The sequence below is a fragment of the Flavobacterium gawalongense genome (genome assembly GCF_007097265.1).
Classification (GTDB): Bacteria; Bacteroidota; Bacteroidia; order Flavobacteriales; family Flavobacteriaceae; genus Flavobacterium; species Flavobacterium gawalongense.
In genome coordinates this window covers 12965-26544 of record NZ_VJZP01000001.1, presented here as the reverse complement: position 1 = coordinate 26544, position 13580 = coordinate 12965, and the positions used below count along the sequence as shown (strand labels likewise).

Annotated in this window: 14 protein-coding genes and 1 pseudogene; 5 read left to right on the top strand and 10 right to left on the bottom strand. The window is 33.1% G+C overall.

Annotated elements, in window-relative coordinates; all coding sequences use genetic code 11:
- The first annotated feature begins 59 nt into the window (after window positions 1–59).
- The 5 genes from FNW38_RS00125 (at window position 60) to FNW38_RS00105 (ending at window position 5532) form a co-directional block, all read left to right on the top strand.
- Window positions 60–743 (top strand): DUF6624 domain-containing protein, encoded by a 684-nt coding sequence (locus tag FNW38_RS00125; protein ID WP_143385868.1) that lies wholly within the window; start codon window positions 60–62, stop codon window positions 741–743.
- A 177-nt stretch (window positions 744–920) separates the two neighbouring features.
- The gene (gene mutL / locus FNW38_RS00120) at window positions 921–2762 is read left to right on the top strand and encodes a DNA mismatch repair endonuclease MutL (protein WP_143385869.1); all 1842 of its coding nucleotides are present in this window, start codon (window positions 921–923) and stop codon (window positions 2760–2762) included.
- Entirely contained in the window at window positions 2759–3505 is a 747-nt protein-coding gene (locus FNW38_RS00115) for a rhomboid family intramembrane serine protease (protein WP_143385870.1), read from the top strand. Before mutL ends, FNW38_RS00115 begins: the two co-directional genes overlap by 4 nt.
- 73 nt (window positions 3506–3578) lie before the next feature.
- Window positions 3579–4442: a rhomboid family intramembrane serine protease gene (locus FNW38_RS00110; protein WP_143385871.1), complete on the top strand. Its 864-nt coding sequence runs from the start codon at window positions 3579–3581 to the stop codon at window positions 4440–4442.
- A gap of 43 nt (window positions 4443–4485) precedes the next feature.
- Window positions 4486–5532 carry an endonuclease/exonuclease/phosphatase family protein gene (locus FNW38_RS00105; RefSeq protein WP_143385872.1) on the top strand — a complete coding sequence of 349 codons (1047 nt, stop codon included), beginning with the start codon at window positions 4486–4488 and terminating at the stop codon, window positions 5530–5532.
- Window positions 5533–5543: 11 nt separating this feature from the next.
- Here the strand turns inward: FNW38_RS00105 and FNW38_RS17640 are convergent.
- From FNW38_RS17640 to FNW38_RS00055, 10 genes and pseudogenes are all read right to left on the bottom strand, one after another.
- A pseudogene (locus FNW38_RS17640) lies at window positions 5544–5667 on the bottom strand (WbqC family protein); the annotation flags it as partial.
- 14 nt (window positions 5668–5681) lie between these two features.
- Window positions 5682–6293, bottom strand: a complete 612-nt coding sequence (locus FNW38_RS00095) for a nucleotidyl transferase AbiEii/AbiGii toxin family protein (RefSeq protein WP_143385873.1) — start codon at window positions 6291–6293, stop codon at window positions 5682–5684.
- Complete coding sequence (locus FNW38_RS00090) at window positions 6248–6553, bottom strand: DUF6922 domain-containing protein (protein WP_143385874.1); 306 nt, start codon at window positions 6551–6553, stop codon at window positions 6248–6250. The genes FNW38_RS00095 and FNW38_RS00090 overlap by 46 nt, the downstream gene beginning before the upstream one ends.
- Window positions 6554–6583: 30 nt before the next feature.
- The gene (locus FNW38_RS00085) at window positions 6584–7204 is read right to left on the bottom strand and encodes a WbqC family protein (RefSeq protein WP_143385875.1); all 621 of its coding nucleotides are present in this window, start codon (window positions 7202–7204) and stop codon (window positions 6584–6586) included.
- Between the two features lie 68 nt (window positions 7205–7272).
- Window positions 7273–8883, bottom strand: coding sequence for a signal peptidase I (gene lepB, locus FNW38_RS00080; RefSeq protein WP_143385876.1), 1611 nt, complete (start codon window positions 8881–8883; stop codon window positions 7273–7275).
- Window positions 8884–8928: 45 nt separating this feature from the next.
- Window positions 8929–10503, bottom strand: coding sequence for a signal peptidase I (gene lepB, locus FNW38_RS00075; RefSeq protein ID WP_143385877.1), 1575 nt, complete (start codon window positions 10501–10503; stop codon window positions 8929–8931).
- 71 nt (window positions 10504–10574) lie between these two features.
- Window positions 10575–11276 carry a 4-hydroxy-tetrahydrodipicolinate reductase gene (dapB, locus tag FNW38_RS00070; RefSeq protein ID WP_143385878.1) on the bottom strand — a complete coding sequence of 234 codons (702 nt, stop codon included), beginning with the start codon at window positions 11274–11276 and terminating at the stop codon, window positions 10575–10577.
- 59 nt (window positions 11277–11335) lie between these two features.
- Complete coding sequence (locus tag FNW38_RS00065) at window positions 11336–11899, bottom strand: DUF5683 domain-containing protein (RefSeq protein WP_143385879.1); 564 nt, start codon at window positions 11897–11899, stop codon at window positions 11336–11338.
- Entirely contained in the window at window positions 11899–12798 is a 900-nt protein-coding gene (locus FNW38_RS00060) for a ParB/RepB/Spo0J family partition protein (RefSeq protein WP_143385880.1), read from the bottom strand. Before FNW38_RS00060 ends, FNW38_RS00065 begins: the two co-directional genes overlap by 1 nt.
- A 4-nt stretch (window positions 12799–12802) precedes the next feature.
- Window positions 12803–13570 carry a ParA family protein gene (locus tag FNW38_RS00055; protein ID WP_143385881.1) on the bottom strand — a complete coding sequence of 256 codons (768 nt, stop codon included), beginning with the start codon at window positions 13568–13570 and terminating at the stop codon, window positions 12803–12805.
- Between the last annotated feature and the right edge of the window lie 10 nt (window positions 13571–13580).

Here is a 13580-nt window from a genome sequence, read left to right as displayed (position 1 = left end):
AGAATTTCATTAAATTTGATGTTTATGCTACAAATAATAAATTACATATTAATTTACATATGAAAAAGTATTTACTAAATAGTATTGTACTATTAATTTTTGGATTGACTCAATCTCAAACTAGAATAGACCAAAATTTAAAAAATGAGTTGAATATTATTTTAAAATCTGATCAAATCCTTAGAGAATATATAGATTCTGAGACAACCGAAAATAGAAAAGTTGAAATACTTAAAGAAACGGGTTATTCCAAAGAAGAGTTGTTTCAAGATAATGTTTTCATGATTTTAAAAAAGCGAGATTCTATTAATTTGGTCAAAGTTGAAAAAATAATTGCAGAATATGGTTATCCAGGGAAATCCCTAGTTGGTGAACCTACAAATGAAGCGACTTGGTACGTGATTCAACACAGTAATGAAATTCCAAAATATTTTCCTTTAATTAAAGAAGCCGCAAATAAAAGTGAAATTCCTTTTACGCTGTTTGCAATGATGCAAGATCGATTATTAACATCTGAAGGAAAAGAGCAAATTTATGGAACACAAGGAGGGTGGAAAAAAACAACAAATAAAGAAACTGGATTAGCAGAATATCTCAGATATATTTCACCAATAAAAGATCCGGAATCAGTTAACGAACGTAGAAAAAAAGCAGGTTTTACAAGTACAGTTGAAGAAAATGCAAAAAGAATGGAAATAGTATATAAGGTTTATTCTCTTGATGAAATAAATAATATAAAATAGTTTGCAATTCAATAATAATTAGGATTGTTAAATTGACTTATTCTGTTATACAGATTGTTATGCTTTTTTTGTTTTTTTATGATTTTCTAAACTACAAAAGCCAATAGAAATTCATTAAATTTGTACATCTTGGGTTTGAAAAACTTTAAATCCTAAACTTTAAACCTAAATTTTTTAATGTCGAGTATTATTCAATTACTTCCTGATCACGTTGCCAATCAAATTGCTGCTGGAGAAGTTGTTCAAAGACCGGCTTCGGTGGTCAAAGAATTGCTTGAAAATGCAGTTGATGCAAGAGCAACGGACATCAAATTAATTATTAAAGATGCGGGAAAGGCATTAGTACAAGTAATTGATAATGGTTTAGGTATGAGTGTGACTGATGCACGTTTGTGTTTTGAACGTCATGCCACTTCCAAAATTCGTCAGGCCGAAGATTTATTTTCTTTGCATACCAAAGGTTTTCGTGGAGAAGCATTGGCATCTATTGCGGCTATTGCCCATGTAGAAATGAAAACCAAGCAAGATCAAGAAGAACTTGGAACGCATATCATCATTGAAGGCAGTAAATTTGTATCTCAAGATGTTGCTGTTTTGCCCAAAGGCACTTCATTTGCAGTCAAAAACTTATTCTTTAATATTCCTGCACGACGCAATTTCTTGAAGTCGGATACGGTGGAATACCGCCACATTATTGATGAGTTTCAACGTGTGGCTTTGGCTCACCCAAAAATACATTTTACGTTTTATCACAACGGCAGTGAAATGTTTAATTTGCCGCCTTCCACTTTACGACAACGAATTGTCAATATTTTTTCGGGTAAAACCAATGAGAAATTAGTACCGGTTCAGGAAGAAACCGAAATAGTCGCTATACAAGGATTTGTAAGTAAACCTGAATTTGCCAAAAAAAATCGTGGCGAACAATTTTTCTTCGTGAACGACCGTTTTATAAAAAGCGGTTATTTGCACCATGCGGTTATGGCTGCTTATGACGGGATTTTGAAAGACGGTGCACAACCCAGTTATTTTTTATATTTATCTGTGCCTCCCAATACAATTGATATCAATATTCATCCTACTAAAACGGAGATCAAGTTTGATGACGAGCATGCATTATATGCTATTTTAAGAGCGTCAATTAAGCATAGTTTGGGACAATTTAATGTAGCTCCCGTTTTGGATTTTGATAGGGATTCTAATTTAGACACGCCATATCATTACAAAGATTTAGAAGGGGCAACACCTACGATTCAGGTTGATGGAAACTTCAATCCGTTCTCTGATGATAAACCCAACAAACATTTTTCAAATTACAAGAAGCCTGAACCAACGGCAAATTGGGAAAGTTTGTACGTGGGCTTAAAACAGGATACAGATGAAATTGGGCATATTACTTTTGAAAACGAAGAAGTAACTTCGTCTTTATTCAATGACGAAGAAGTGGAACATGCAGTTCATAAAACCTATCAAATACATAAAAAATACATTGTTTCATCGATAAAATCAGGAATGGTAATTGTCGATCAACAACGAGCACATCAACGCGTTTTGTATGAGCAGTTTTTGGTAAATATGACGGTTAATCAAGCTTCAAGCCAGCAATTATTATTTCCATTGAATTTGTTCTTTTCAACAAGCGAGATGGATCTCATCGCTGAATTACAATTGTCATTAAGGAATACTGGATTTGTTTTCGAAGAAAATAATATAGATCATATCGTCATTTCGGGAATTCCAGTGAATGTGACAGAGAGTGAAGTTTCACTGGTTTTAGAACAATTGTTAAGCGATTTGCAGGATGGAATTCCAGAAAGCAGTTTTAGCCAGAACGATACAATTGCCAAATCTATGGCGAAAAGTTTGGCTGTAAAAACGGGAGCGCACCTTACAGAAAAAGAACAGGAGAACTTGGTAAACGGGCTTTTTGCCTGTAAAGATCCCAATGTTTCTCCATTTCATAAACCCACTTTCATCACGATGCGTGTGGAAGATTTAGATAAAAAATTTGCACTATGAGAAACGTAACGGAGACGGTTAAGCAATTAATCATTATAAATATATTATTTTTCGTTGGAACGCTTGCATTAGGAGATCCAGCCTATAAAATGCTTTCCATGTATTTTCCTGAAAATCCAAATTTCCAGGTTTGGCAGCCTATTTCACACATGTTTATGCATGGTGGATTTATGCATATTTTCTTCAATATGTTTGCCTTATACTCTTTTGGTTCTGCATTGGAAAGCATTTGGGGGAGCAAAAAATTTCTGTTTTTTTATATTTCCTGTGGTTTAGGTGCAGCATTGCTCCATACAGGGATTAACTATTATTATTTTCAGGATGGAGTAAATATTTTGATAGAACAGGGATTTTCTAAAACGGAAATTTTAGCTGTTTTAAATGGAAAAGGCAATGATCAGATTGTACCGCTTTTAAACAGTCCTAGTTTTCAAAATTTCGTAAGTGCCTATTTTGGAACTGTAGTTGGAGCTTCAGGAGCTATATATGGTGTAATTGTTGCTTTTGCTTTTATGTTTCCTAATGCTGAATTGGCTTTGATGTTTATTCCTGTTCCAATAAAAGCAAAATATTTTGTACCAGGGTTAGTTTTAGTAGATTTGTATTTAGGAGTATCCGGTCAATCAATTTTTGGAGGCGGTGGCGGAATAGCACATTTTGCCCATGTAGGAGGCGCTTTATTTGGTTTTATAATTATGTGGTACTGGAAGAAAAATCAGTTTAATAAAAACCGTTGGAATTAAAAAAGTAATCTGTTTCTAGTAGTAGTCTTCAGTATTATGGCTAAAACATCTGATATTAAATCCTAATTAAATTATGAATATTATTGACGACCTGAAATTACAATACAAGATGGGAGGAATAGCAATTAAGCTAATTTTCTGGAACGTGGTTTGCTTTTTGGTTTCATTATTGTTTTTCTACCAATTTAAGGTTGGCGCATTTGATTTTCCAACCTGGATTGCCCTTTCTTCGGAACCTTCTAATTTTATTGTGAAACCTTGGACTTTTCTAACCTATGCCTTTTTTCACGATGGATTTTGGCATTTGTTATTTAATATGGTGGTTTTAAACTTTTCAAGCACTTTGTTTTTGACCTTTTTTACACCGAAGCAATATTTAGGGTTGTATGTATTGAGCGCTATATTTGCCGGAATAGCTTTTGTCGCCGGTTATTATTTTTTGAATTTAAGTTCTTCCATTGTTGGTGCTTCTGCAGCAATTATGGCTGTTTTAGTAGCCACAACAACCTATCATCCATTGATGAATTTACGATTGTTGTTAATTGGGAATGTAAAACTGTGGCATATCACTTTTGTGATTATTTTAATTGATTTAATGCAATTTAGATTAGGAAATACTGGCGGACATATTTCTCATCTATCCGGTGCGTTTTTTGGTTTTATTTTTATTAAATTGCTCAAGAATGGAATTGATTTGAGTAAAATAGTATCACGTGTTTTTGATTTTTTTACAAATTTGTTCAAAAAAAGTGCATCAACGCCATTCAAAAGGGTTCATAAAAATTATAGTAAACCAGTTGAGAAAAGTAGTTCAAGAATAATTACAAAGGACAAAGCACAGCAACAGATTGATGAAATTTTAGATAAAATTAGTCAGTCGGGTTATGATAGTTTGACAAAAGAAGAAAAAGAATTTTTGTTCAAAGCGGGTAAGTAAGTTAGCAGTGTTCCGTTTTCAGTCTGCAGAAAAAAATGAAAAAATGAAAAACCTTTCATGGTTCAATAAAGTAATGTTTGTATTAAATATAGCACTCGCTGTAATGACTTTCATTGCCTACGTTTTGCCTTTTTTAGCGCCAAAATCCTTTCCTCTTTTGTCGGTGTTGACGCTTTTTATGCCTCTTTTTTTTATTATAAATGGGTTGTTTTTTGCGTATTGGGCAATTCAATTCAAAAAACGAATGATTGTTTCCGGTCTGGTACTTTTGATAGGAATTACTTTTATAAATAAATTCTATAAATTTTCTTCAGTCGAATTGCCCAAAGCAGAGAATGATTTTACTATAATGAGCTACAATGTTCACCTATTCAATGTGTTCAAATGGATTGATAGGGACGATGTCCCTTCTGAGATTCTAACCTTTATAAATGATAAAAATCCCGATATATTGTGCATTCAGGAATATTCTTCTTCAGCCAACATTGATCTGAAAGTATATCCGCATCGGTATATTTTTACAGATGGAAACAATATTAAAAGTGGGCAGGCTATTTTTTCTAAATTCCCCATTATTGACCAAGGAAATGTTATTTTTCCTAACTCCACTAATAATGTTGTTTTTGCAGATATTAAAAAAGGAAAAGATGTTATCAGGGTTTATAATATGCATTTACAATCCTTAAAAATATCTCCTGATGTTAATGAAATTGATGAGAATATTGAAGCAATTAATCAGGATAAATCTCAAATGATGTTTAAAAGAATTAGTATTGCTTTTAAACAACAACAAGAGCAAGCAGAGATTTTTATGGAGCATAAAAAGGATTGTAAATATCCTATTATAATTTGTGGAGACATGAATAATAGTGCTTTTTCTTATGTTTACCGCAGTATTAAAGGAAAGCTGAAAGACAGTTTTGAAGAAGCTGGAAAAGGTTTTGGCGCCACTTATAAATTTAGATACTATCCTGCCCGTATCGATTATATATTTGCTGACGAAAAAATGAAAGTCAAGAAATTTGAAAGTTTCCCGGAATTTATAAATTCCGATCATTTTCCTATAATGGCCAGATTGTCTTTCGAATAAAACTTTGGAATCTATTTTATTATAAGTTTTTGTTTCTTCAAATAATCCATTGCATATTTCCCTTCATTAAATAATAAATCCAGAATGCTTAAATTATTTGATGAAACCATATTTGTCATCAAAAAATTGGGTGTAAATTTTCTAGAAATTTAAACTAAGTTATGTTCTGCTTTTACTATTGTGTTTTTTATTTCATTCCAATCAACCTCTTCAAACATAATTGGCATTTCTTCATTTTCAGCATCGTCGAAATAAGTTAAACTTTTTAAAACCATAAATTCAGAACCATCTGTATATTTTTTATTGTAAAATGAAAACAGTTCTTTTAGGGAGTATTTTTTTAGAAGAAAATACAAATCAATGAAGTCCTTCCGGCTTCCCCTTCCTGCAATAGCATTGAGTTTCATAGCCGCAACATCCTTGTCTGAAACCATTCTTATGTTTTTAATACTATTTGGGCTTTCGATCAAAGGATATTTATAATTTACAAAATCAACTTTAATGCCATCTACGGAGAAAATAATGATACTTTTGCTTTTTTTTAGAGTAATAACTTTTCCGAAATTAGATAGTTCTTCAGTGAATTCGACTTCGTTTATTTCGGAATTCCCAAACATATCGATATCTACCGAAAAGCGATGTCCAATTTGTAATGCTAACGAAGTTCCTCCAACGAGATTAAATCCTTCAAATATTTCCGAAGTCATTATCTTGTTTAATAATTCCAGGAGTTTTGGTTCGATTGTTTGAGTTTGTAACATCTGAAATTGGATTTTTCTATTTGAAATAGGTTGGCTAAAAAAGAAAGTGTAACAACATCCAAGCTTCTGAATTGAAGAGAAATATTTTTTATTACTTCTAAACCGTAAACTTTTTTGATGATGTTCCAATCGTTCATAACGCCAAATTCGAGTACCTTATAGATGATTTGTTCTTTTGATTTTTCAAAATCCAAAGACATTGTATTAACATCCCAAAAAATATGAGGAGATAATTGAGATATGGTGTATTTGGTTTTCATTTAAACAAAGATATAAAATTGTTTTCAGTCTCATTCTATTTTCTGTTTCTTCAAATAGTCCATTGCATATTTTCCTTCATTAAATAATAAATCCAGAATACTTAGATTGTTGATAAATCCATGTTTATCATCAAAAACCTGGGTATAAGTTTCAAAGGAAGAAGGATCCTTTTTTCCATCTACCAAAAATCTAAAGTCTTTTATGGCATTTGTATCCACTTCATGAAAATATTCAGTTGTAGTAGTAAAATCCAATTTCATTCTCAAACATTTAGTCATAATAGCTAAAGTTTCAAAATTCAAATCCAAAAGAAAGGTATGTTTTTTTTCGAATATTGGACGTAAGTCATCTTCGAAAAATTCAAAAAAAGGAGAGCTTCTGTATGCCGCTTCCAGTGATTTAAAATGTTGTTTCTGCCAGTCAAAATCAGTTTCTATTTTGATATCTTTTGTCTTTTGATGACTTTCTTTCGAATGTTTTACAGGGATATTCAATAACTGAATTCCATTTGGACTATAAATATAAGTGCGATTGCGATTGGTTTGTTTTTGAAAATTATCCTCTATTTCGAACATAATACTTTCAGCCTGAGCGATCGCTGCAAAATGGCTAATCGATGGGAAATAGGTGGGATGTATTAGTGTGTTCATTTGTTGATTTGTTTAAGGTTTAAAGTTTAAGGTTGTTCAACATGGAACCTTAAGCCTTAATTTTTATGTTACCCCTTTTTCTCTTTTCTCTTTTTCCAGAAATGCTCACCAACAAAAAAGGCTGTTAGGGCAAATAAGAAATGGATTAAATAAGATTTAGGTTCCCCATTTCCATTTACGAAAGAGAAAACACGATTCCACCTTATTTTTTGAAACCCTTTACCATCCTTATCCCAACTAAACCAAATGAATACAGGTTTACCAACTATATGGTCAAAAGGAACATATCCCCAAAATCTTGCGTCTAAAGAGTTTTGGCGATTATCTCCCATCATCCAATAATAATCTTGTTTAAAAGTATAACTGCTAACTGGTTTTCCGTTTATTATAATTTTGTCACCGTTAATCTGTAATGTATTTTTTTCGTATTCCTGTATAATGCGTTTATAAAATGGAAGTGTGTTTTTGTCTAATTTGATTGTCTCTCCTTTTTTTGGAATATAAATAGGTCCAAAATTGTCTATGTTCCATCCTAACGAATGAATGTGAGGAAATACATCTCCATCTTCTCCCTTTGGAAGTAAATACTTTTTGACACCTTTAACTACTGGATTGTTCGCTATCCTGGCTGCTTCGTTATCGGTTAATGTCAATACATATTCTCCATTATTGGTCAATGCAAAATCTCCATTCCCATCCTTCAAACCATCTCTAGCGCCATACCTGTTTACTAGGGAATTTTGATCCATATTTGTACCTTGAGTATTTACAAAAAAGTTATATTGAAGTTTTGCACTTTCTGGTAATTTGGTTGGTTTTCCATTGATATAAATGTTTCCTTCACGAATCTCCAAAGAATCTCCAGGTATTCCAACACAGCGTTTTACTAAATTTGTTTTTTTGTCAATAGGTTTGTAATAATTTCTTGTTGGTTTAAAATTATCCATATCCAATAAAGTATCTGCGGGTTGATTAAACACTACAATTTCATTGCGTTTAATCGTTTCAATCGAAGGGAATCTAAAATAGGGTAATTGAAACTTGTTCAAAATCGAAGTTTCCTTTTTTGTAATATCATCATTGAATAGGTATGACTTAACGCCTAAAAATGGGATTGAATCATGTACCATAGGCAACGCAATTGCAGTCATAGGAGTTCTTGCTCCAAAATTTAATTTACTCACAAATAAATAATCGCCAACGTATAATGTTTTTTCTAATGAAGAAGACGGAATCGTAAATGGCTGTATAAAATAGGTGTGAACCAAAGTAGCAACAATGACAGCAAATAGTAATGAACTAATGGTATCGGAAGTTTTATTCTCGGGGATTAAGTTTCTCTCTGCTTTGTAATCTAACTTTTGAGTATAGTTGATATAATAGATGTAGAATCCAAAAGTAACAATCCCTAAAAAAGTATCTAAAGTAGATTTTTTTCCAAAACTTCTTAAAGTTTCGACCCAAATTACGGGAAACATAATAAGGTTAATAATAGGAATAAAAAGCAAAATCGTCCACCAAGTAGGACGGCCTATTATTTTCATTAAAATTATAGCATTATAAACAGGAATAGCTGCTTCCCAACGTTTTCTTCCTGCGCTTTCGTATAGTTTCCAAGTTCCTAAAAAGTGAACTACTTGAATAATTAGAAAAAATAAAAACCATTGATATAGTGTCATAATTTTTTGTTTAAAATTTAAGGTTGTTCAACTTGGAACTTTATACTAAATATCCTTTTTTGTCTTTCTTTTTTTCCAAAAATATTCTCCAACAAAGAAGGCTACTAAACCAAGCAAAAATAATTTAAAATACGATTGAGGCTGACCTTCTCCGCTAACAGTTGTAAAAATTCTGTCCCAACGTATTTTATTTAACCCTTTTCCATGAGGGTCTATGCTTAACCATATAAAAATTGGTTTTCCTACGATATGATCTTCAGGAACATAACCCCAATAACGGCTGTCTTCGGAGTTATGGCGATTGTCTCCCATCATCCAATAATAATTTTGCTGAAAAGTATATTTGTCAACAACCTGACCATTTAGTCTGATTTCGTTTCCTGTTACCTTAAGGTCATTCTTCTCTCCATTTTTATTCGTCTCATAATCAGTAATTATAGCTTTGTAAAATGGTAATGATTCTGTTGTTAAAGCGACTGTTTTTCCTTTTTCCGGAATGTATATCGGACCGTAATTATCGCGGTTCCATTTGTTAATATGAGGGAATATGCCGTTATCAGATTTTTTTGAAATCTCTCTGGTCACAGCAGTAATGCCAGGTACATTTTCTAATCTTTTGGCTCCAGCTTCAGTCAAAGCACCCATAAACAGCGTATCCCTTTTAGTCTGGTCCATAAATCCAGCCGGATCAGTCACATCCATATCTTTAAACAGATATTCAAAATCGATGGGTGTTTTTCCGTCTAAGGTTATTTTATAGGAGAATTGTGGTTTTGCTCTTTCCGGCAATTGTAATATTTTGCCATTAATATAAATAATACCATCTTTTATAGACAGGCTATCGCCAGGAATCCCAACGCATCTTTTTACATAATTCGATTTTTTATCTACGGGTTTGTAAGCGCGTCTTTTAGATGTGTCAAAAAACTTATAAACGGTATCAACAGGCCAGTTGAACACTACAATATCAGTGCGATCAATATTTTGAATTCCTGGTAATCTTAAATAAGGTAATTGTGGCCAAGTCAAATAAGATTTCCTTTTGGTTAAAGGAATTGAATCATGAACCATAGGCAATGCTACAGTGGTCATAGGAACTCTAGCTCCATAATTCATTTTACTCACAAATAAAAAATCACCAATTAACAACGATTTCTCCAATGATGATGTAGGAATGGTGTACGGTTGGATAAAATAGGTATGAACTAATGTAGCCACGATAACAGCAAAAAGTAAAGAACTAACAGTATCTGCTGTTTTATTTTCAGGTTGTAAACTTCTGTCAGCTATGTACTCTACTTTTTGAGTATAGTTGATATAATAGATGTAGAATCCAAAAGTAATAATTCCTAAAAAAGTATCTAAAGAAGATCTTTTTCCGAAACTTCTCAGTGTTTCAACCCAAATCACCGGAAACATAATTAGGTTAATAATAGGGATGAAAAGTAAAATCGTCCACCAAGTAGGGCGGCCTATTATTTTCATTAATACAATAGCATTATAAACAGGAATGGCGGCTTCCCAACGTTTTCTTCCCGCGCTTTCGTATAGTTTCCAAGTTCCTAAAAAGTGAACTACCTGAATAATTAGGAAAAATACAAACCATTGATATGGAGTCATAATTTTTTGTTTAAAGTTCAAAGTTTAAGGTTGTTCAATTTAGAACTTTAAACCTTAAGTTTGAAACAAGTTTATTCTAAATTTAAAACATCTTTCATTGTAAAAACACCTTGTTTGCCTATAATCCATTCAGCAGCAATTACAGCTCCAAGGGCAAAACCTTCACGATTGTGTGCAGTGTGTTTTATTTCTATAGCATCAACTGATGAATTGTAGGTTACCGTATGAGTTCCTGGAACCGATCCAATTCTTTTGGCTTCAATATGGATTTCATTTGCTTTAGGACTCTCTAATGTCCAATTCGTGTAGGAACTATTTTCAATTACTCCTTTTGCTAATGAAATGGCAGTTCCACTTGGTGCATCCAGTTTTTGGGTATGATGAATTTCTTCCATGTCAACCGTGTAGCTGTCGAATTTTGACATTATTTTAGCCAAATACTCATTGAGTTCAAAGAAAATATTCACGCCTAAACTAAAATTAGAACTGGATATAAATCCTCCGTTTTTTGCTGCGCAAAGTGCTAACATTTCATCATAATGTTCTAACCAGCCGGTTGTTCCGGAAATCACAGGAACATTAGCATGGAAACAATTGGAAATATTACTGACAGCTGCTGTTGGAACACTGAAATCGATAGCCACATCAGCATTTGAAAGGCCTTCATAAGTGTTGAATTCATCTTTTTTCAAAACAATTTCATGACCTCTTTCAAGAGCAATTCTTTCTATTACCTGACCCATTTTTCCGTATCCTAAAAGCGCAATTTTCATTTGTTTTAATTTTTTAAATTTAAATAAACATTAACCTGACGGGTTGTATCGTCCTGAAGTTAAAAGTTATAATTAAGAGTTAGTCCGAAGGTTGTTTTGAATGTTACATCATTGGGATAAATATTTGGTCTTACGGATAAGTTTTCGTCAACATTAAACTGCAACAAGGCAGCATCAACATTGGCGTCAACAATATTTAGAACATAAAATCCCAAAGTTACCAAAGCAGATAAGTCCCGATTTCTTTGATAAAATTTTTGTCCGGCAATTAATCGGTTATTGTCTAAGAAAGCAAAATCATCCGTAGTATATCCTTCTAATCTGCTTTTATAGGCATCTCTATATTGATGGTATTTTTTATTATTGCTAATGTAAAAATAAAGACTAGTTCCTATAGCACCGTAAACAAGAGGTATTTTCCAGTATTTTTTGTTGTAAGCTTGACCCAGTCCCGGTAAAACTGCCGAATAAAAGGCTGCTTTTGCAGGTGTCAAAGGATCGATATCATTCGATTTCAAAGTATCTTTTGCTATCAGAATCGCTTCCTCAGTTTTCGATTGCCCAAAAACAGTAGCGTTTCCTGCTATAAAGAGGAATAGACCTATGAAAATGATTTTATGCACTACTCGTTTATTAGTTTAATAATTCTGTTGAAATCTTCTTCAGAGTGAAATGGAATAGTGATTTTTCCTTTACCGTTTCCGGCTACTTTTACATCGACTTTGGTTCCGAAATAATTCGTAAAAGTGCTTTTGTGAGAATCTGCAATTTCAAACGATGCCGCTTTAGGTTTACCGGCGGGTTTTGGTTTTAAACTTTCATGATAGTTTTTTACCAATGATTCGGTATCACGAACAGATAAATTTTGACTAACGATTTTTTGATAAATGTCAGTTTGAATATCTTGGTCTTCAATGTTGATTATCGCACGACCATGACCCATACTGATGAAACCATCGCGAATTCCGGTTTGAATTATCGGGTCTAATTTTAAAAGTCTCAAATAATTGGCAATTGTAGAACGTTTTTTTCCCACACGCTCACTCATTTGTTCTTGAGTCAATTGAATTTCATCAATTAAACGTTGGTACGAAAGTGCAATCTCAATTGGATCCAAATCATGGCGCTGAATATTTTCAACCAATGCCATCACTAGTGATTCATTGTCATTTGCAATACGAATGTAAGCAGGAACAGTAGTCAATCCCACAAGAGTTGACGCACGAAGACGGCGTTCACCCGAAATCAACTGGTATTTATTGAAGTCTAATTTACGTACGGTAATAGGCTGAATAACGCCTAACTCTTTAATGGAAGTTGCTAATTCTCTCAGCGATTCTTCATTGAAATTGCTTCTTGGCTGGAACGGATTTATTTCAATCGCATTTATTTCAAGCTCAATAATATTTCCTACAACTTTATCAGCATTTTTATCATCAACGGATTTTATATCGTTTTCCGGATCTTTCAATAATGCAGATAATCCTCTTCCTAAGGCTTGTTTTTTTAGTGCTTTTGCCATAAAACTATTTACTGTTTTTCTTTATAACTTCTTGAGCAAGATGTAAGTAATTGGTAGCTCCTTTGCTTGTCGCATCGTAGTTTATTATACTTTCTCCAAAGCTTGGTGCTTCGCTCAGTTTTACATTTCTTTGAATAATGGTATCAAAAACCATGTCGTTGAAATGTTTTTGAACCTCTTCAACTACCTGGTTTGATAAACGCAATCTCGAGTCAAACATGGTCAACAATAACCCTTCAATGTCTAAATCTGGATTGTGAATTTTTTGGATGCTTTTTATGGTATTCAATAATTTGCCTAAACCTTCCAAGGCGAAATATTCACATTGAATAGGAATAATTACCGAATCAGCAGCAGTCAAAGCATTCAATGTAAGTAATCCAAGAGATGGTGCACAATCTATAATGATATAATCGTACTCGTCTTTGATACTTTCCAATGCTTTTTTAAGCATATATTCCCTGTTTTCTTTATCAACCAATTCGATTTCAATAGCAACAAGATCGATATGTGAGGGAATCACGTCCACATTTGGGGCTGAACATTTTATAATGGCCTCTATTGGTGTATGACTGTGTTCCAAAATTTGATAGGTGCCAATCTCAACAGATTCGACATCAATACCCAATCCTGAAGAGGCATTCGCCTGTGGATCAGCATCTATAAGTAACACTTTTTTTTCTAAAACACCCAGTGAAGCAGCAAGATTTACAGACGTTGTAGTCTTTCCAACTCCACCTTTTTGATTAGCAATCGCGATGATTTTGCCCATTTGTTTTTCT

Excerpts from the sequence above, each read along its gene's own strand:
- FNW38_RS00125 (WP_143385868.1), top strand. The coding sequence starts at position 60 with ATGAAAAAGTATTTACTAAATAGTATTGTACTATTAATTTTTGGATTG.
- mutL (WP_143385869.1), top strand. The coding sequence starts at position 921 with ATGTCGAGTATTATTCAATTACTTCCTGATCACGTTGCCAATCAAATT.
- FNW38_RS00115 (WP_143385870.1), top strand. The coding sequence starts at position 2,759 with ATGAGAAACGTAACGGAGACGGTTAAGCAATTAATCATTATAAATATA.
- FNW38_RS00110 (WP_143385871.1), top strand. The coding sequence starts at position 3,579 with ATGAATATTATTGACGACCTGAAATTACAATACAAGATGGGAGGAATA.
- FNW38_RS00105 (WP_143385872.1), top strand. The coding sequence starts at position 4,486 with ATGAAAAACCTTTCATGGTTCAATAAAGTAATGTTTGTATTAAATATA.
- FNW38_RS00095 (WP_143385873.1), bottom strand. The coding sequence starts at position 6,293 with ATGTTACAAACTCAAACAATCGAACCAAAACTCCTGGAATTATTAAAC.
- FNW38_RS00090 (WP_143385874.1), bottom strand. The coding sequence starts at position 6,553 with ATGAAAACCAAATACACCATATCTCAATTATCTCCTCATATTTTTTGG.
- FNW38_RS00085 (WP_143385875.1), bottom strand. The coding sequence starts at position 7,204 with ATGAACACACTAATACATCCCACCTATTTCCCATCGATTAGCCATTTT.
- lepB (WP_143385876.1), bottom strand. The coding sequence starts at position 8,883 with ATGACACTATATCAATGGTTTTTATTTTTTCTAATTATTCAAGTAGTT.
- lepB (WP_143385877.1), bottom strand. The coding sequence starts at position 10,503 with ATGACTCCATATCAATGGTTTGTATTTTTCCTAATTATTCAGGTAGTT.
- dapB (WP_143385878.1), bottom strand. The coding sequence starts at position 11,276 with ATGAAAATTGCGCTTTTAGGATACGGAAAAATGGGTCAGGTAATAGAA.
- FNW38_RS00060 (WP_143385880.1), bottom strand. The coding sequence starts at position 12,798 with ATGGCAAAAGCACTAAAAAAACAAGCCTTAGGAAGAGGATTATCTGCA.
- FNW38_RS00055 (WP_143385881.1), bottom strand. The coding sequence starts at position 13,570 with ATGGGCAAAATCATCGCGATTGCTAATCAAAAAGGTGGAGTTGGAAAG.